16 protein-coding genes and 1 pseudogene are annotated in these 19695 nt (G+C 50.0%); 12 read left to right on the top strand and 5 right to left on the bottom strand.

The window, feature by feature from the left end; genetic code table 11:
- Positions 1-127: 127 nt before the first annotated feature.
- The 4 genes from FDF36_RS03240 to FDF36_RS03225 all read right to left on the bottom strand — a co-directional run bounded on the left by FDF36_RS03240 (position 128) and on the right by FDF36_RS03225 (position 3528).
- Entirely contained in the window at positions 128-607 is a 480-nt protein-coding gene (locus FDF36_RS03240; protein ID WP_220390311.1) for an HU family DNA-binding protein, read from the bottom strand.
- A 128-nt stretch (positions 608-735) separates the two neighbouring features.
- Positions 736-2100 (bottom strand): replicative DNA helicase, encoded by a 1365-nt coding sequence (gene dnaB / locus FDF36_RS03235; RefSeq protein ID WP_220390310.1) that lies wholly within the window; start codon positions 2098-2100, stop codon positions 736-738.
- A 131-nt stretch (positions 2101-2231) separates the two neighbouring features.
- Positions 2232-2852, bottom strand: coding sequence for a hypothetical protein (locus FDF36_RS03230; protein ID WP_220390309.1), 621 nt, complete (start codon positions 2850-2852; stop codon positions 2232-2234).
- A gap of 364 nt (positions 2853-3216) precedes the next feature.
- Positions 3217-3528 carry a DUF4248 domain-containing protein gene (locus FDF36_RS03225; protein WP_005778027.1) on the bottom strand — a complete coding sequence of 104 codons (312 nt, stop codon included), beginning with the start codon at positions 3526-3528 and terminating at the stop codon, positions 3217-3219.
- A gap of 295 nt (positions 3529-3823) precedes the next feature.
- Here FDF36_RS03225 and FDF36_RS03220 point away from each other — a divergent pair, with 295 nt between their 5' ends.
- Together FDF36_RS03220 and FDF36_RS03215 are read left to right on the top strand one after the other, a co-directional pair.
- Positions 3824-5032, top strand: a complete 1209-nt coding sequence (locus FDF36_RS03220) for a hexokinase family protein (protein WP_005778023.1) — start codon at positions 3824-3826, stop codon at positions 5030-5032.
- Between the two features lie 293 nt (positions 5033-5325).
- Positions 5326-6521, top strand: a pseudogene (locus tag FDF36_RS03215) (ATP-binding protein).
- A 75-nt stretch (positions 6522-6596) separates the two neighbouring features.
- On the opposite strand, the gene FDF36_RS03210 reads toward FDF36_RS03215, so the two are convergent.
- Positions 6597-6971, bottom strand: a complete 375-nt coding sequence (locus tag FDF36_RS03210) for a hypothetical protein (protein ID WP_220390308.1) — start codon at positions 6969-6971, stop codon at positions 6597-6599.
- A gap of 206 nt (positions 6972-7177) precedes the next feature.
- Here FDF36_RS03210 and FDF36_RS03205 point away from each other — a divergent pair, with 206 nt between their 5' ends.
- From FDF36_RS03205 to FDF36_RS03160, 10 genes are all read left to right on the top strand, one after another.
- Positions 7178-8125 carry a Tsr25 family tyrosine-type DNA invertase gene (locus FDF36_RS03205; protein ID WP_220390307.1) on the top strand — a complete coding sequence of 316 codons (948 nt, stop codon included), beginning with the start codon at positions 7178-7180 and terminating at the stop codon, positions 8123-8125.
- 385 nt (positions 8126-8510) lie between these two features.
- Positions 8511-8885, top strand: coding sequence for an Rrf2 family transcriptional regulator (locus FDF36_RS03200; RefSeq protein WP_220390306.1), 375 nt, complete (start codon positions 8511-8513; stop codon positions 8883-8885).
- Between the two features lie 35 nt (positions 8886-8920).
- Positions 8921-9478 (top strand): DUF3575 domain-containing protein, encoded by a 558-nt coding sequence (locus FDF36_RS03195; RefSeq protein ID WP_220390305.1) that lies wholly within the window; start codon positions 8921-8923, stop codon positions 9476-9478.
- An 8-nt stretch (positions 9479-9486) separates the two neighbouring features.
- On the top strand, positions 9487-10887 hold the full coding sequence (locus FDF36_RS03190; RefSeq protein WP_220390304.1) for an OmpA family protein: 1401 nt from the start codon (positions 9487-9489) through the stop codon (positions 10885-10887).
- A gap of 24 nt (positions 10888-10911) precedes the next feature.
- Positions 10912-12558 carry an Mfa1 family fimbria major subunit gene (locus tag FDF36_RS03185; protein WP_220390303.1) on the top strand — a complete coding sequence of 549 codons (1647 nt, stop codon included), beginning with the start codon at positions 10912-10914 and terminating at the stop codon, positions 12556-12558.
- A 168-nt stretch (positions 12559-12726) separates the two neighbouring features.
- Positions 12727-13779 (top strand): FimB/Mfa2 family fimbrial subunit, encoded by a 1053-nt coding sequence (locus tag FDF36_RS03180; protein WP_220390302.1) that lies wholly within the window; start codon positions 12727-12729, stop codon positions 13777-13779.
- Positions 13766-15319 carry an Mfa1 family fimbria major subunit gene (locus tag FDF36_RS03175; RefSeq protein WP_220390472.1) on the top strand — a complete coding sequence of 518 codons (1554 nt, stop codon included), beginning with the start codon at positions 13766-13768 and terminating at the stop codon, positions 15317-15319. Before FDF36_RS03180 ends, FDF36_RS03175 begins: the two co-directional genes overlap by 14 nt.
- 35 nt (positions 15320-15354) lie before the next feature.
- The gene (locus FDF36_RS03170; protein ID WP_220390301.1) at positions 15355-16380 is read left to right on the top strand and encodes a hypothetical protein; all 1026 of its coding nucleotides are present in this window, start codon (positions 15355-15357) and stop codon (positions 16378-16380) included.
- Positions 16381-16491: 111 nt separating this feature from the next.
- The gene (locus FDF36_RS03165) at positions 16492-18594 is read left to right on the top strand and encodes a fimbrillin family protein (protein WP_220390300.1); all 2103 of its coding nucleotides are present in this window, start codon (positions 16492-16494) and stop codon (positions 18592-18594) included.
- 10 nt (positions 18595-18604) lie between these two features.
- Positions 18605-19654 carry a BF2992 family fimbrillin-A clan protein gene (locus FDF36_RS03160; RefSeq protein WP_220390299.1) on the top strand — a complete coding sequence of 350 codons (1050 nt, stop codon included), beginning with the start codon at positions 18605-18607 and terminating at the stop codon, positions 19652-19654.
- The last annotated feature ends 41 nt before the right edge of the window (positions 19655-19695 follow it).

Raw genomic sequence — 19695 nt, 5'->3', positions numbered from 1 at the left:
TTTTGCTGTATTAAGTTTCGTTGTTTCACCACAGATTTCACAGATTATCACAGATAAAGATTTATTTTCTCTGCAATCGAACTTAAAATTTAAATCTGTGTAAATCTGAGTAATCTGTGGTGCGGATTTATGCCGTCGGGTCGTCCACAATGCCCCCGTCTCCGCTTCCTCCGCCTTCCGGAGCGCCTGCCGAAGCCATGGCAAACGTCACGTTGTTCGGGCTTCGGGTCATGCTCCGGCTGGCGTTCACCAGCTTCATTGCCTTATCGGGTATGAACCGCACGTTCACCCGCTTGATATTCTTCACCGTGCACTCCTTCTCGGTTTCGCCCGGCAGGCAGGTCAGCGTCATGTGGAAGGTTCCCAGTCCTTCTATTTTCACTTTGTTTCCCTGCGTCAGCACCTTTCGCAGCTGTTCCACCAGCGCCTCTATGGTGTGTTTCACATCGCCCGTTGTCAGGGCACAATTGGTCTGGATATCTTCCGCCAGTGCGTCGATATCTACGATTTTGGCTGTTCCGGCCTTTTGACGAATGTAATACAGTAGGGGAGAGCTCTCCTGGCTCACATACTTCTTGCGCTGATAGCGCTCTACAGATACTTCCATAAATAAAAAGTTAAGGTTTAGGTTAATAAATTTCTTGTCTCAATCACTACGTAAAGATACGAAATCAAACAGGTAAAGTCAAGTAAAATGATGAAAATAACGATGTGTCGGTTAAGAAAACGGAGCCTCTATCTGGCATTCTTTTTTATCCATTCCATGGGCGGAACGTAGTCGCCGATTTTTGTCATGCTCTTGTTGTGTCCGAAGTATACGTTTCCCGTTTCCCCGTTGCGGTGTTTGGCGATGATGGCTACTCCCAGTCCCTCCGTCGGATATCCGCTTTGTTTGTCTGTTGCCAGATGTGCCAGTGCCGGACGATAGAGGAGGAGCACCAGGTCGGAATCCTGTTCTATGGCTCCACTCTCACGCAGGTCGGCTAATTCCAGACGTCCGTACGCCCTGTTTTCGGAGCCACGGTTGAGTTGGCTTAGCAAGATGACCGGGATGTGCAGCTCTTTGGCCAGCAGTTTTGCTTTACGGCTTGCCTGTGCCACCTCTTGTTCCCGGTTCCGGTTGGTTTGTTCGGTGCGCATGTCACACAGTTGCAGGTAGTCGATAATGATAAAGTCACACTTCCCTTTGCTTTGCAGCAACCGGGCGCTCGAGCGTACACGGTCCATGCTCATATCCGGGTTATCGTCTACGCAGATGGGGAGCCTTGCCAGTTCTCCGGCCGTTTGCCGGGCCTGTAGCCATGTTTCCTGTGATAGCTTTCCGCTTCGCCAGAGGTATGGGTCCATTTCTCCTGCCGACAGGAGCCAGCGGTCGCCCAACCGCTCGGCTTGCATCTCGAGGCTGTACACCACCGTGTGGTGTCCGGCCGTTGCCGCAGCTTTTGCCAGATGGAGTGCAAAGGCGGTTTTCCCCACTGCCGGACGGGCAGCGATGGTGATCAGATCGCTGTTTTGCCATCCTCCTGTCATCTTGTCCAGTTCGGCCAGTCCGGTGGGGATTCCGGTCACTCCGTCCTTATTTTTCTGCATGCGTCCTTCCGCTTCGGTCAGGGTTGCCTGCATCAGCGTGTCCATATCGCGCAACTGCCTGTTGTGCCCACATGCCCCTTCCAGCCTGTCCAGCAGGTTGTGTCCATCCACTAACGTGTCTGTCAGGTCGATGGTTTCGTCACCGGAGAGTGTCAGCAGTTTGCTGAATCCCACGATCATTTCCCTTCGGATGTACTTTTGGTGAACGATGCGTGCGTGATATTCCAGGTGTGCCGAACTTGCCACCCGGCTGCTCAGTTGGGTGATGTAGAACGGCCCTCCGGCATCGTCCAGCTTTCCACGTTTGCGAAGCTCCTCGGTGACGGTGAGGATGTCGATGTTCGTACCGGTGTGGAACATTGCCTGCAATGTGGCGTAAATCAGTTGATGACGGGTGACATAGAACATTTCCGGTTTCAGCAGTTCGTCAATCAGTGCCATGCCTTCTTTTTCAATCAGGCAGGCTCCGAGGATGGTTTCCTCGAGTTCGGGTGCTTGGGGTTGTAGCATAATGTTTAGATGGTATATGGTTTGGGGTATAGTTCACCACAGATTACACGGATTTTCACAGATTTTTAAATTTTAAATATCAACAGAATAACTTTGTAATCTGTGTTAATCCGTGTAATCCGTGGTGACTTCTAAAATTCGTATTCGTTCAGAAACGCCTTATCTTCCAGATATGTGGCTGCCTGTTTACAGAAGCGTATGTCCTTTTGGTGGGTGTAATACTCCTCGATGTTTTCCAGTGCCAGTTTCTTTTCCGTTACTGTCAGTTTTTTCCATTCTTTCCGGGCACGGGCTATGTTTATCTTATCTTTTTGGGTGACTCGGTGATAAAGATCCCAGAAGTCGGCAAAGCCTTCCATCGCATTGCTGTCCCGGGTGGTGGTGGCTTTTTTATGTCCGGTCCAGAGGTCATAGTCTGTTACCCGGAGCAGGGTGATTCCGGCGGGATTCTCTACCGCCTCCATGATTCCGGATTTGAACAACGTTTCGAAGAAGTGTCGGGTACGGTATCGGCTCCATCCCAGTGTTTTTTCCCACTGTTTGTAGGTATATACGGTTTCACCCCGCCGGCAAACGATCCGGTTGCCTTGTACACAAACCTCCGTATCGGAGTAGTTGACCCGCGTCAATACCTGTATCCATGCTTCCAGGTAGCCCTCGGTTTGCGATCCGGTTTTGAAGAAATCTTCGATCATGGATTTGGGAATCAGGATATATCCTTTTTTCAGAATTGTTTCGGTCGGTGCGTTCATGGAATTTCGTTTTAAAGGTTATTGAATGTGCCGTCCTTTCCCGAACGGCATGACAAAGCTACGCATAGAAGGGCAAGGATGCAAAAGATTGGTGCAGATTGGTGCAGATTGGTGCAAAAGTGTACGGCGATCCCTATTGCTGTCCTACGCACACTCTACCGGGGTGAAACCGAGCCTTGTTTTCACCCTTTCAGACCCTCTGTTGCCGTCATTCAGAGCCTCTAAATCACCAACACGGATACCAACATGCTTTCAGACTTGTAGTCCGTTGTCCGTCAGCTGTTTACGGAGGCTGTTCCGGAAGCCGCCAACATGCAGACCTGCACATAAATAAATAATAAGCAAAAAGATATATTAACATATATCAGTCGAATTTGCGATCGGCGAACAGTTTTTGGACCCGATCCTCCGGATGTTCGCGTAGCCATTGGTACACCGTGTCGGGCATTCCCCAATGCTGTATCACGATACAGATTTGCCGGGGTGTCAGCAGTGTATTGGAGCGTTTGTATCCTGCTTCCAGTAGTTCGGCATGCAAGTCCGGATATCGTTCTATCTGCTCACGCATCTGTCTGCCCGCCGAGCGGGGATAAACACAAGTTGTAAAATACGCCATCGCCACGTCCGACAGCAGGCAGCTTCCACTCAGCAGCCAGTCAAAATTTAAGTCTTTCATTCTTGTTGTTTTTGTTTACGTGGCAAAGTAGCATATTCTCTGCTTATCGAGAAAGACTTTTTTACTATGTAACGGAACTGAATGCTTGCATGGGTTTTGTTCTGTTCTTTCACCACAGAGGACACAGAGGACACAGAGGAAGATTTTTTAAGATCTTTCTGTAAATCTGAAAATTAAAAACTCTGTGTCCTCTGTGTCCTCTGTGGTGAAATCGTTTTTATCCCGGTTTTGAGCAAAAATCCTCCTCAGTTGTTATTTACAGAAATAAAGATCATCCATACATAAAACCAACACCATGGAAAAGAATATTTTCAAACTGGACAACGAACAACTCAAAGGAATTGCCTATGCATTCCGGGAGAAAGTGGAAGAAGGATTAAGTAAAAAAAATGCAGAGATACAATGTATTCCTACCTTTATTCTGCCCAAGGCGGCCGACGTCAAAGGGAAAGCCTTAGTCCTCGATCTGGGAGGTACCAACTACCGGGTGGCGATTGTCGATTTCACCCAAGAAAAGCCGGTCATCTATCCCAACAATGGCTGGAAGAAAGACATGTCCGTCATGAAGTCGCCCGGCTATACGCGCGAAGAACTGTTCAAAGAACTGGCCGATCTGATTGTGGAGATAAAACGGGAAGAGGAAATGCCTATTGGCTATTGTTTTTCTTATCCCGCCGAATCAGTGCCCGGAGGAGATGCAAAGCTGCTTCGTTGGACCAAAGGAGTGGATATCCGGAAAATGGTCGGGCAGTTTGTGGGGAAACCTTTACTCGACTATCTGAATGAAAAGAATAAAATAAAGTTTACAGGCATCAAAGTTCTGAATGACACGATCGCCAGTTTGTTTGCCGGGCTTACCGACAAGAGTTACGACGCCTATATCGGCCTGATTGTCGGGACCGGTACGAATATGGCCACTTTTATTCCCGCTGACAAGATAAAGAAACTGGATCCGGCATACAGCGTAGAGGGTTTGATTCCTGTCAATCTGGAGTCGGGCAACTTTCATCCGCCATTCTTGACAGCGGTGGATGATACGGTGGATGCAATGTCCGACAGCATGGGCAAACAGCGTTTTGAGAAAGCGGTGTCCGGCATGTATTTAGGGGATATCTTGAAAGCGGCCTTTCCGTTGGATGAATTTGAAGAAAAGTTCGATGCCCGGAAGCTGACTGCCATCATGAACTATCCGGATATCCATAAAGATATTTATGTGCAGGTGGCTCGTTGGATCTATAGCAGATCGGCCCAACTGGTTGCCGCGTCCCTTGCCGGACTGATCGCATTGCTGAAATCATACAACAAAGATATTCATCGGATTTGTCTGATAGCCGAAGGAAGCCTCTTCTGGAGTGAGAGCCGGAAAGATAAAAGTTACAATATTCTTGTGATGGAGAAATTGCAGGAACTTCTTCGCGAACTCCAACTGGAAGATGTGGAAGTTCATATCAATAACATGAGCAATGCCAACCTGATAGGAACCGGTATTGCAGCACTGACTTGATTGTATTTGGGGCTCACCACAGATTACACAGATTAACACAGATATTTTAATTTAACTCTCAGTAAAATAAATTATTAATCTGTGAGAATCTGTGTAATCTGTGGTGAATTAAACTCAAAATCATTCTTTTAAGACACAATACGTAAAATACAAAAGAAAATGTTATCTTTGTATTCATGGGTATAAGGATAATAAAGAAGGGACAATTGTGGCATCCCTTACATTTTTGTAACCACGTGTGAGAATCTAAAAAATAATTGTGTACATTTTCAAAAGACTAACTTCAATGCCCCATGGATACACCGATCAATGCCCCGCTTAGAAAACTCCCGATAGGGATACAGAGTTTTGAGAAACTGCGCTCCGAAAATTTCCTTTATGTAGATAAGACTGCATTGATTTACCGACTGGCTCAAGCGGGCAATCCCTGTTTCCTGAACCGTCCCCGCCGCTTTGGCAAGAGCCTGTTGCTTTCTTCTTTCGAGGCGTACTTTCAAGGTAAGAAGGAACTCTTCCGCGGATTGGCTATCGAGAAATTGGAAAAAGAGTGGCTGCAATATCCCGTGCTGCATCTCAGCCTCAATGCGGAGAAGTATGACAGTCGTGAGGGGCTGGTCGATATACTTGAGCGGCAGTTGCGGCAGTGGGAAGAGTTATACCGGACGGGAGGAGAAGGCATTACGCACTCCGGACGTTTCATGACCGTCATCCGGCGCGCCTGCGAACAGACGGGGCACCGCGTGGTGGTGCTTATCGACGAATATGACAAACCCTTGCTGCGTTCGTTCGACAATCCGGAGTTGCAACACGATTTCAGGGAGACGCTGACCGCTTTCTATACTGTGCTCAAAGATGCCGACCCTTGGTTGCAGTTCGTCTTCATCACCGGAGTGACCAAGTTCGCGCAAATGGGCATTTTCAGTAATCTGAACCAACTGAACGATATCAGTTTCGACCTCGACTATAACACCCTCTGCGGCATGACCCGTGCGGAGATAGAAGCTACCTTCTCTCCCGAATTGGAAGCCCTGGCAGTGAAAAGTAATGCGACCTGCCGGCAGGTGATGGACCGGCTGACTCGCCAATATGACGGATACCGGTTCACCAAAGACGAGGAATTCACCTCCATGTATAATCCCTTCAGCGTGTTGAGTGCCTTGCAGAAGCGTTCGTATGGCAATTACTGGTTTGCGACCGCACGGAGCGGCATTATCAGACGGTGTTCTACCTCGTCTTCCAGCTTATGGGGCAGTTTACGGAGACGGAGGTCCGGAGTGCCCGGGGGCGTGCCGATGCGGTGGTGAAGACACCGGACTACATCTACGTGTTTGAGTTCAAGCTGAACGACAGCGCCGGGGCCGCTTTGAGGCAGATTGATGAAAAGGGATATCTGCTGCCCTATCAGGCGGACGGGCGGAAAGTAGTGAAGGTGGGTGTAGCCTTCGAGAAGGAAGAACGGAATATTGGGGAGTGGGTGATAGGAGGATAACTCACCACAGATTACACGGATTCTCACAGAAGTGCACGGGTGATACGAAATTAAAGAGCAGAGGCTACTTCCCCTTCATCCACCCCTTTCTCTTTTAAAATATCCCAGTACCGTGCAAGGCGACAGCTTGTGGCGGTCGCGATAGCGTGACTCAAACTCGTAGCGGGTGCAGAGCCAGCGGCAGAAGCAGCGGTAAGTGATGCGGAGGTTCAGGCGTCGTTGCAGGTCTTCATAAAATAGGGCGATCCGGCTGAAAAAGCTGCCTACCTGTTTTCGGGTGATTTTTCGTTTCCGGGAGGCTTGTGGTGAGGCGGCTTGTTCCTCCCTAACTATCAGATAGCGCAGCACACGGATGTCTTTTTCTATCGATTCTTCTTTTTCACGCAGTCGCTGTTGTTTCTCTTCCTTCTTTCTTAATGACTCTTTCAGGTCTTGGATGCTCTTTTTCATTTTACTTTGAGGTTTGTATGGGATGGCGGATGCCAATGTTTGTTAAAACGACGTTAGGATCGGCAAAGATATACAAAAAGAGTATAGCATATCGTCCCGGGGATTGTTCTGCAAAGTCTCTTTAGATGTTTTTTGTAAAGATATAGATTCTGTTATCCGGCTATTTACACAATTTATATCTAAAGGAAATTTGTAAACTAAAAACAATGAATAAGATGAATGAAACATTAACAGTATTTATGATTTCGGAGATTGAAAGGCTCAAAGAAGAGGGGCGTGAACCGGCCCGGCGTATCTACCATAATATGCTGCGTACACTTAGGGAGAGTGCAGGAAAAGAGGAGATCGGATTCGAAGAGGTGAGTCCGGTGTTTCTGGACAAGTATGAACATTGGCTGCTGGGAAAGCGGTTGAGTTGGAACACGGTATCGACTTACATGCGTGCCTTGCGTGCGGGCTACAACAGAGGGATGAAAGGCCGCCCGGGATATGTGACCGGGCTTTTCGATAAGGTATACACCGGTACGCGCTCCGACGTGAAACGTGCTGTCAGTCCGGGGACAGTGGGGCGGATGATCCGGATGGCAGGACATCCGGACGGAGACGCTTCAGGGGAAGCCGTCGACTGGTTTGTGCTGATGTTTATGCTCCGAGGGATCCCGTTTGTCGATCTGGCTCACTTGCGCAGGAATAATCTCGATAAAGGAGTGCTGACCTACTGCCGCCACAAGACGGGGCAGGAGGTGATTATCACCGTACCGCATGAGGCGATGGAAATTATCAACAGGAGGATGGCTGAGAACTGCCATCCGAGCTATCTGCTGCCTATCCTGGGGCAACCCCGTACCCGAAAGCGGCATACAAAGAAAAATCCCACTCCTTATCAGGAATATCAATGTGCCCTGCGTAACCTGAACCGGCAGTTGGAACGGGTTTCGGTGGAGTTGAAACTGGGAGGCAGGCTCAGTTCATATACCGCCCGCCATACGTGGGCTACGGTCGCTTTTCATCAGGAGACTCCCGTAGGAGTTATCAGCCGTGCGTTGGGACACTCCTCGGTGAAGGTGACGGAAACTTACCTGAAGCCTTTTGGGGATAGGGAAGTAGATCGGACAAACAGGAAGATAATCCGGTATGTGCTGAATGCGGTTTGAAAAACGAAAAATAGAGTGTATTATGCTTGTAATCAGAGAAGTGTATAGACCGTTACTTTGTAGGTAACGGCAATGAATTATTGCTGCAAAATTGGATATTATTTTTCACACAAACAAATAAAAAGACAAGTTTTTTATAAAAAAGGCAATTAATTTTAAAAAAGATGCATGCTTTGCATTAGTTTTCCCTATTTTCTCCTAAAAAAACTATAAGAGGGGTTGGCCACGTTTACTGTTATTTAACGCGGATGATTATTCTATTGCCATCATCAGATGTTTTTTATTATTTAAATCTCAGTGTTCTGTCAGGAACGCTATCCGAATCTATTTTATGTTAATTGCCGTTACCTACAAAGTAACGGACGATCACAAAACAAAATAGCTTATGCTTACGCCGTTAACTTTGACAGCCATATCTGTCTTGCGTCATATTTCCCTTCAGGAAACAGTAAACTTCCAGGAATTAGAATGTAGTTGTAAGCCTCTTGATGAACTTCTGGGGCAATTGGAATCCGCAGGGCTGATACGTGTCAAGGCGGATCATGCCGGTGATGTCACTCCGGAAATCTATGAGCTGACCCGTCCTCTTTTCCGAATTTCCCTGCTTGACGTAATGGTAGCCACGAACCAATATCTGAATTGTAATCAATCGGATTGTGAGAAAATGTACGCACGCTATCATCGTGCCGCCCATAAGTTAGGGATCATCAACCAGATGACCCGCGTCTATCTGTCGGAGATACCTTTGACCGATTTATGAACGGATTGCCGGTTTGTTTCAGATAAACTAACAGAATGAAAAAACAACTATTCATATTGCTTTTGCTCGTTTCGGGCTCTGCGCTGGCACAGCAAGTAGCGGTGAAAACCAACCTACTGTACGATGTCACGACCGCTCCTTCGCTTGCCGCCGAGTGGGCGTTGGCCTCCCGATGGACACTCGATGTTTCGGGAAGCGCCTGTCCGTGGAGCTTTGAGAACAACCGGAAGTGGAAATTCTGGATGGCACAGGGGGAGGCGCGCTATTGGCTTTGCCAATCGTTCTACGGGCATTTTCTGGGCGTGCATGCCGGAGGGGGAGAGTACAACCTGAGCCGGGTGCGTCTGCCTTTTGTTTCCCATTCGGCCTCTTCCCGCTACGAGGGGTGGGCGGTGATGGCAGGGCTTTCATACGGCTACTCGTGGGTGCTGGGCAAACGCTGGAATCTGGAGGCTACCGTAGGCGCGGGATGGGTACATGCCGAGTACAAACGTTTTAATTGCCCTGCCTGTGGCGAATATCGGGGAGCGGATAAGAAAAACTTCCTGGCACCGACCCGTGTGGGCATCAGCTTGATTTATATGCTAAAATGAAAAGTTTTATGAAAGAGAAGATACGATCGACCCGTTTAAGAATATGCTTTCAGAAGGCTTTGGCGTCAGCCTGTTGCCTGGCGGCCTTTGCCCTGTGTTCCGGCATGCCGTTTGCCCGTGCGGCGGGGCCGTCCGGAGGAGTGGCCCTTACTGCTGTCCGAATGCAGCGTGCGGGTGGACAGGTATATGTCTCGTTTGCCATAAAGATAGCCCCCCGTGCAGTGCGTGCCCGTCACCGCTGGGTGATTACCCCTTGCCTGGGCAACGCTTCGGATAGTGTATTGCTCAGCCCGTTTGTGGTGACGGGGCGCATCATGGCACGCAGGGAGAGGCAGGAACGTCTCTTGAAAGGCAGTGCCGGTGAGGCGGACCATCGGCTGACTGCCCGCAATGGAGATACCTTCTTGTATACCGATACGCTGCGCTATGCTCCGTGGATGGAGAGTGGTTTGAACTTGCGGCTCGACATCGACCGGGAGGGTTGCTGCCGGGTACAGACGGTGGGGAGCGTCGTTTCCTCCGGTGCTTTTCCGGTGGCTTTGCCCTATCGTCCCTCGGTTTGTGAGGTTGCTCCGCAGGTGAGCCGGTCGGTAGCGGAACATGCGGCTGACTATCCGTTCTTGTGTGAGGCGGGCAGCCGTCCCCTGCGTGAAAGCGGCATCGGTATTCGTTTCCGTGCGGCGTCGGCAGTGGTGGATACACTATACTCGGCCAATGCCGGAAACCTGCGCCGGATAACGGAAGCCATCGGATTGCTGCGTGCGGACAGTTGCGCATTCCTGCAAGGTATCTCGATCACCGGATATGCTTCGCCCGAAGGAGCGACGGAGCTGAACCGGAAGTTGTCGGCGAAACGTGCCGAGGCTTTGCGACATGCTCTCTCGGTCCGTATGAACCTGTCTGTATCGTTGTTTGAACTGAATGCCGGGGGAGTAGACTGGGGCAGACTGGCCGAATTGGTAAATGAAAGCGACATGACGTATAAAGAGGAGGTGCTTGCCATTCTCCGCAGCCATCCGGAGGAAGAACGGAACGATAGGCTGAAAGCTCTGGCGGGAGGGCGTCCGTATCGTTCGGTGCTGGATGTGCTCTATCCGCAGTTGCGCGATGCCTGCTACATCCGTGTGGAGTATGCCAACCGTCCTGACAGTGTGGCGGATACGGTGAACCGTGCGATAGCTGCCATTCGGGTGCGGAATTATGAAGAAGCATTCCGGCTGCTGAAAACAGTAGAGGCGGACGAACGTTCGTGGAACGTACGGGGAGTATGCCATCTGTTGTGCGGAGACGACAAAGAGGCCGGGATATGGCTGCACAGAGCGGCGAAAGCCGGAAACCGGGAGGCGGAAGAAAACCTTAAAAAGATGAATGCGGAACAACGGGCCGCGACAACCGGTATAACGCAATAAGTGTATCACATAATATAAAAAGAAATGAAAAGACTAAAGTACATGAGTATGATGGGGTTGGCTGCTTTGCTGCTGACAACCTGGTCCGCCTGTTCCGACGATACGGACATCCCGGGCGGAGAGAATCCGGAAGAAGCGAGAGCTTATACCACAGTGACCATTGCCGTGCCGAACGGCGTGGCGGAAACAAGGGCCGGTACGACAGCAGATACTGACGATAACACTACTGAAGTCGGTTCGGAGGATGAATACAAAGTGAAGACCGCCAACCTGTATTTGTTTCCGGGAGGAACGGGTAGTAGCTTTGGTAGCGCTAAGTTGAAAGAGATTATTTCCATCAACCAGTTTACACAAATGACAGCCAGCACTGCCGACGCTAAAACGATTGTATGGACCAGTAAGAAAACAGCCTTGACACCGGGAGACTATCGTATTTACATTGTGGTGAACGGTACGGTCAATGGAGTGACTGACGGCAGCAAGAATAGCTTGACCGAAGCCGATTTCCTTGCAAAGACAACGGCTGACGCTACGGGCGTGATAGCCGCTGTGCCGGAGGCCGGACTGGTGATGGCGAGCCGTTCTCCCAAAAGTGATAATATGAATACTCTTCCTTATATTGCCCAGACGATCACTAAAGATCCGGAACAAACCATTGCGGCAACGGTAGAGCGTATGATGGGAAAGATTACGGTGACGACAGGAGGAACCAGTGTAAATTCTGCTGCTACTGCTAATAAATACACTTCGTTTTCTACCACAGTGACTGCTATCGGAAATATTACGGATATTACCCTGAAAGGCTATTATGTAGTCAATGTACGGAAAGAGGGCTATTATTTCCGTCATGTGGATAAAGAAAGCACTGCAACGAGTCCTTTGACTGAGGCAAATTATGGTAACTCAAGCACTTCATTGCCGTATGTGGTAGATCCGCAAACGTATAGTAAAACTTTTGCTGCCACCCCTGCTTTAGCCGGTAGCTATGCCGACTGGTATCTGCAAGGATCAGGTGCATTCGGTTTGTCGTCTTTCGGCTCTTTTGGGGGAACTTATACGGCTATGCCGGGTTATTCTTCCAGTGCAGCAGAAACCAAAGTCGCCGCTTACTGCTATGAAAACACGATGCTGAAGGAAAAACAGAAGAACGGATATACAACCGGTATCGTATTTAAAGCGGAAATTACTCCGAGTAAAATGATGAAGGCTTCCGCCGGCAGTGGTGTGGAAGAAGAGACTACTATTGGCTCTATTACTGAAATCTTCTATCATTCCGGCATCTTTTACAAGGATATTGCAGCGCTGAAAGCAGCCGGCGTATTGCTGGAGGCGGGAACTACTTCCAGCTCTGCCGCTACTGACCTGAAGAAGAACGACGTCCAGTGCTTCAAAAAAGGGAGTGTCGATGGCAAGTTCATTTGTTATTATCCGTATTGGATCAAGCACATCCCTTCGGACGATGTGGCAGAAGACGTGATGGAGTTCGGCATTGTCCGCAACAATGTCTATAAAGTAACCGTCACCGGTATTCAAGGTGTGGGCAAAGACGGTGTAACCGAAGATATCATCACCGATACCGAAACCGATGATCCGACCACCGTATTGCTGAATGTGAAGTTAAGTATCAAACCCTGGACAGTACGTGCGAATAGTACCGTATTGGGACGTTAACCCACTGTTTTAACGCTTTAAAGTAATTGCTTTGAGATGGTTTTTCACCACAGAGTACACAGAGGGCACAGAGAACATATTTTTCTCTTCAATACCCTATAAACAAGAGCTTAAAACTCTGTGTCCTCTGTGGTGAACCCCCTGTTCAATCATAAAATTTTCCCAACCATGTCCGATAACTTTCAGACCTCCTGTTTATCCCATTCCGGCAGTCGGCTTCTGCCGTTCTTATGGTTTTGCCTGTTGGCGGGCTTATCCGCCTGCTCGTGGACCAAGGACGATCGCGGCGACTGTCCCAGTGGTTTTCGTATTCGTCTTCAGCCTGCATTGCATGCACAGATACAGCCCGGTAGCGGGATAGGCATCATCACCGACGAGATTGACACATTGTCCCTCTACGTGTTCGACGCACAGGGACAGTTTGTCTGCCTGCACACTGAAAACAGGCAATCGCTGACTGAAAACGGATCTATCATTACCCTGCCACTGGAATATAAAGACGGAGATGCTTACGAACTGGTGTTCTGGGCGGGAGGGGACAACCGGCATTACCGGATACCGCAGCTCACACCGGGCAGTTCGACCCGTGACGAGTTGGTCCTCTGGCTGGAACGTGACGGGGACGGACGTCAGGATGACGAACTGGGACACCTGTGGTATGGGCATGTCCGGCTGAGCCGGATACAGCCTTCGGAACTGACATCGGTCAGTGTGCCGATGCTGAAGGATAGCAACCGGTTCATCATCACCCTGCACGACACTTCGAGCGAGGGGCTGGATGCCGATGATTATGACTTTACCCTGTTGGCGGATAACGGTCACCTGAATGCCGACAACGAGATAATAACGGGCAACCGGGTGACTTATGCCGCCTACCATACGGAGTCCGCGTCCGAAACGGAACCGGCGGCCACCCGTACGGGAGAAGTCAGCCTGGCACGTGCCCGCTTGAATACATTGCGCCTACTGGCAGGGCAGGAGGCCCGTCTGGTGGTGACTGACCGCACCTCGGGACAGAAAGTAGTGGACGTCGACCTGACGCATTATCTGCTGATGACGCGTCCCCTGTTTGAAGAGAGCAGCGGTGTGGAGCTCAGCGATCAGGATTACCTTGATTACGAAGATCAGTTCAACGTGATTTTCTACCTTACCCCGATGGGAAGGCTGGAGGCGCTGAACATTAACGGATGGATTATCAGACTGAATGATGCACAACTGTAAAGGCAGCATATTTATCTTGTTTTTTCGGTTTCTGCTCTGCCTGCTGGCATGCGGATGCTCCGACGATACCGATATGCCGGGCACTCCGGCAGGGACAGACCGGGTGACGGCGTGTGTCCGTTTCTCGGTGCGGGTGGCGGGAGCAAGTACCCGGGTGGTCGTATCGGCGGGCGAAGCGGTTGAGGAAAAGATCTCTTCTGTCGCCGTTTTTCTGGTATCGGTCGACGGGAGCGGAAACGAAGATTGGAATGATGTGCAGTACGAAGTGGTTTACGGCGCGACAAGTGGTGCGACGGACGTGTATCAGGCCCGCATACCGACCGCTCCCGGACGGAAGAAGGTCTATGTGGGTGCCAATCTGTTGCCTGGTCAGGTGCATGCCATTTGCGGGCAGGCGGGAGGCCTGGGACTGTATACCGCTGCCGGAGACGGATATGACGAAGTGATCGGACAGTTTGCCCGTCAGGCGGAGGGCATTGCCATGACCGGAAAAGCCGCCGATGCCGTAACGGTCAGTGCGGGTACCGATGTGAATATAGATCTTACGGCCTCGCCTGTCGAGCTCGAAAGGGTGGTGGCTAAAGTAATGCTGGTGTGCGATACCTATACGGACGACGGAGGGGCGTATGTACGGATGTCCGACAATGCGGCTCGTCCGGCGGATGATCCGGGCTGGATCCGTTTGTCGGAAGTGCGGTATGCCCTCAATACGGTGAACCGGAAGGTGTATCTGAATGCGCCTTCGGATGGGAAAGATCCTAACTATGAAGTAGACCCGTATGTGGTAAAAGATGGTGGCGGCAATTATGTGTCGGCACCCGATGTGTCTGAACAGCAATTCGCTTACCGTACCTTGGGCAGTGTCTGGGCAGAAGGTAGCGCTCCGGAAGCGTATGACGCCACCCGATACAATGCTACGACCACTGTCCCCTCGACAAGCGGCGCTTATACCGGTGGACTGTATTGTCCGGAGAACACGACTGCCACTTCTACCACCTCTCTTGAAGGTGGGCTGGATCTGACAGGAACGCTCAGTTCAACCCAAGCGGAGATTCCCCGCCTGGTGGCTACCCATCTGCTGGTAGCGGCGAAGTTTGTCCCCAAACAGATTATTACCGGGGCCGGAACCACGCAAACCCTGACATCTCCCGCCGATGCCGCTACTTACTTGCCCGCAACGACGACACCTGCCGAGGCGGAAGCACATGCGGCAGGCACTTACTTTACCAACGGGAGTGACTATTACAGCTATGCGGGCATGAAGGCCGCCATCGGTGCGGGTACCTTGAAACGTACTGATTTTACCGCTTACGAAGGCGGGATCGGCTATTATTACACTTATATAGACGGTACAATTGCTACCGACGGCACAATTGCTTTCAGTGCGGCTTCCGGCATTTTGCGCAACCGTTATTATCTGCTGCGTATTACCCGGTTCAGCCTGCCTTCGGCCGCTTTGCCGCAGCCGATGCGTGCCACGATGAAAGTAGCGGACTGGGTGACGAGTTCGGGTAATACAATCATAGTCAGGCCGACGTAGAAAGGAGAATGTGGTGAAAAAGAAAGCATACAACTATGAATAAAGAAGAAAAAAAGAGTGGATTCTGCCGGGCATGCCTGCTGCTTTGCCTGTGTCTGTTGTCTGCCTCGTGTGCATCCGGAGAAGGAGAGTATGAACAGGAGGTACCCATGGAGGTAGCTCTCACCCGTACGGATGGGGTGGCAGGCAGCGAAAGCACTCCGTTACTGCTGTTCTGGAAAGAGACGGATTTCAGTACGGGGACATTGGGCTCTCCTTATAACATCTCCACTCCGGCAGGGGGGATCGGTGATTACGCCGATGCACCCTATAATACGGAAGCGGACTATCCGGCTGATAACTCCCGGGTGGTGGTGATGGGACTTTGCCCTTCGTCCATGACTATGGCAGATGGTCACGGCACCTATTCGTTACCGTCTTCGGGAGCAGGACTGACCGATGTGCTGGTTACTCCGAATGGAGTTACGGGCAGCAGGAAGCAACCTTTCGGACGGGCGTTGGAGTTCGCGCATGCCGCCGTACGCATCGTGCTCAAGGCAAGGCGTACGGACAACACGGTCGGTAAGCTGTATGTCAAGAACCTTAAGTTGACAGTACCCTCACGCTTAGTGTGCGGAGGGGTGAAATGGGATACGGGGGTGAAACACTATGTAGGGGCTCCGGCTTCCGCCGATTTGGTTATCGATCATCCCGGTCAGATATTGAGTACGGAGGATACGCAGATTGCGGTATTCTATCTGATACCCTGTGCGACGAACGACTTGCTGACCGATATTTCCTCTTTGGGTACACCGGGGCTTACGTTGACAGCGGATGTGGCCAAGGATGTAAATTTTACGACCGGAGCGCGAAAGGCAAGCTTTCCTGTTTTGGATGGCAACCTGAATTTCATGGATCAATCCGGCGTCCCGGTAACTCAGTTGCAAGCCGGAGAGTCGTATGGAACCACTCTCAATTTTGATATCGACTCTTTTACGCTGGAAGGCGAAGAGAAAGAGTGGGGGGATGGAGGAAAAATGACCATTCCCGTGGTAGTTCCTGAACCGGTTCCAAGTACATAGATGAACGGTGAACAGGGAACGATGAACAGAGGAGGGACTGTAAACTTAAATACTCCAACTCTGTGCTCTCTGTGTCCTTTGTGATGAATCTAAATAAAAAGAGCTGAATATATGAAAACAATAATACGATTCTTTCTTTCAACCTTAGCGGTACTGGTTACCGGCTGCACTCCCGAAGAGGAACACATACCTGCGCAGGGTGGTGACAGCTTTACACTCTCCTCGAGTGAAGAGCAGGCCATCACCCGTGCGGGAGATGTGTCGGTGAATCATTTTACAGCCGGCACTAAATATCGGCTATACGGACTTATAGGGAGTTCGTGGAGCAGCAGACTCTCTACGATGGATGGGCGGGAAGGCACGGAGGCCGTGGATGCGGACGGCACACATCAGATAGAATATCTGAGTGCAGATACTGACGAAGACCGTTTTGAAGGCCGAACCCTCGACTTTTATGCACTGACATACGGTAATACGACTCTGCCGGCATGCAGTTCCGAAGCAGATGGCGTACCTGTTTGCAACGTCACTTCCTCTGCCGGAGGAGCACTGCCCGACTTGCGCCGTGCTGTGCTGACAGGACAATCGGGTATCAACTCGGGAGTGATTACCTTACCCTTCAAGCATACTTTGTCTAAGTTGAAGTTTGAGGTGGTGAAGCAAAAACCGGAAAGCGGTTCAACGGGTACGGATGTATTGCAAAATATCCGGTTGCAAGGTATCTCTGTCAGTGATTATAGCGAAGGAGCGCTCTTGCTTTCGACCGGAGAATACAGCCATACGGGAGGGAAAAGTGACCGTACGGTTCTGGGCAGCGGATTCTCTCAAGCTGTGACGGAAAGTGTGCAGTCTGTAACTATAGACGGGCAATCGGGCAGTGCGGCTGCCGAATGCCTGATATTCCCGACTTTAACCACGGCTACGGAGGGAGTTAAAATAAATGTGGCTACGACGGGAACGAACAGTGGAGATCGAACGGATACGTATGAGATTCGTGTTCCGGTTATGGGAGATGACGGGACCGTTCAGAAAGATGAAAGCGGTCAAACCGTGACGGAGCCTTTCCGCTTCCTGCCCAATTACGAGTATACACTCACCATTACGATCACTAACAGTGATGTACAGATTATTACTATTATTCCCCGCCGATACGATTGGATTGAACATGATGATGATTCGCAATATCTGGGGCAACCCTTGACTTTTAACGGTCTGATGTGGATGGACCGGAATCTTGGGGCTACCAGTGCGGATATGACAACCGCTGAGGGATGGGAAGGAGCCAGAGGATATGTGTATCAGATGGGAAGAAGTATTCCGTATTATCTGCCTAAAACAGTAAACTATAGGGGAAGTGACGGAGTGATGCGTCAAAGGCCTAAAAGTATGATTGATGTAAACGGAGGTGCAAGCCCTTACCCACAGATAGTGAAACATGAGAGCGATGCTCCTATCGGGCGGCCTGCGGTGGCGACCTTAGCGCTTAATCCGGGAGATGCCGGTAAGGCATTTAGTTACGTTAGGGTCAGTGGTGATTGGGATAATACTACTGCTACCAGTTCTACTTATTGGAAGAACACAAAGAATGACCCTTGTCCGACGGGCTGGCGCGTGCCTACTAAAGCGGATTTTGATGGAATTATGCCTACGGCAGAGAGATATGGCGACTTGACATTTGTAAACCATAGCGGAACGTCCTGGAGAGAGGTTGCTTCAAATGACCCGGAGGCAGGTGCCCGAACAGTTTATGTATGTCAACGGGCAAGTGGTGCATCGTATGGAGTCATTTATGCAATTAAGTATCAGGGAACTCCACAAGCATACCGCCTAATGTGGACACTGGGGATGGTTGGAGACAACCAGTCTGTAACGGATAATGGAACACGCTATCGCGCCTATGTTACAATCTCGAGGTTTCCATGTGATAAAAATGCCGACCTGAATATAAGTACTTGTAATACGGATTATGATTGGGCGCATCCCAGTGATTTTATCAATCTTCCTGTTTCCGGTTATATTTATCCCGATCAAGCGGTACTGTATAATGCCGGTGCTGAGGTAGTATACGCGACATCGACCCCTACCGGTGCTTATATGTATGGCGCTTCGTTTAAATATGTAGGTAATACCAGCCATCGCTATTTTGCGTTATACTCTATGAATAGGGCTGCCGGTGTTTCCGTTCGTTGTGTGCGGGATGTCACTTCACAATAAAATGGTAAGTATGAAAAGAATGATTGTCTTTAAAAGTTGGTTGTATGTAATCATGGTTCTACTCTGTACGGCATGTGTCTCTGCCTCTCCCGAAGAAGAGAATACGGAGGAACTGATACAGGTGAATCCCATTGTCGGCGGATATTACGCTTCTATGCTTCCTTCGGTCCGTACCCGTGCAACGGCACAGGATAGTGAAACATTGCAGGATAAACCGATTTATCTGCTGGAAGACGGGAGTACGATACGACTGGTGGTATATGATAATACCAAGAACTTAATGGAAGAGTATTCCAAAGCCTATCTGGTACGTAACGCCGGTACGTCAGGCAGCAGTTTGCTTTATCCCTGCGAGGTAGACGACAACGGGGCGGTAATATCTTCAAGCAGCACTCCTCTTTATATGAAGGCGGGTACTTATTACTTCAGAATCCTGTCACCTGCCAAGGCCTTAAACTCAAAGGGTTTTGTCAATATCGGTAACGGAGAATATCTGCTTGCTACCGACGACCGGTATACACAAACAGCCATGACAGCGGTGACCATTACGAAAATTGATGAAGGGGGTACATTGAACAATGTTCAGACCCTGTATCTGCCCCCCATCATCAACCAGACGGCACGGATGCAGTTTACTGTCAAAGCGGGTGAGGGTGTACACTCCTTGGAGATGCTTGCCGAAGGAATTGAAATCAGTGGCATACAGCAACCACTGGACAATACAACCAGTTTTGACTGGGTGAATGGAGAGGTGCTGCCCGTGAAAGTGGGCGACCAAAGTGCATCGGTACGTATCACACAAGCCACTCAAAATGCCGATAACAGCCTGATGGCACATACCGGCATATTGCCCACAGATGCACGTTCCCACTCTATCAGCGTGTTGCTGAATCTGAAAGTGAATGGTAACCCCACTCAATATCAGATGTTGCTGACCGGTTTGTATCTGACAGCAGGGCATTCGTATAACTATACCGTTACGGTGAAGATCAGTAACGGGGTGACTGTACTGACCTGGCAAAACCGTTCGTGGACGGAAAATGTGGAAATGGATACATAAGAGCTCACCACAGATTAAACAGATTTACACAGAACTTTTAA

Origin of the sequence: Bacteroides fragilis (assembly GCF_019583405.1) — a bacterium.
Lineage (GTDB): Bacteria > Bacteroidota > Bacteroidia > Bacteroidales > Bacteroidaceae > Bacteroides > Bacteroides fragilis_B.
The sequence above is the reverse complement of the archived record's forward strand: the minus strand, read 5'-3'. Positions and strand labels throughout refer to the sequence as shown.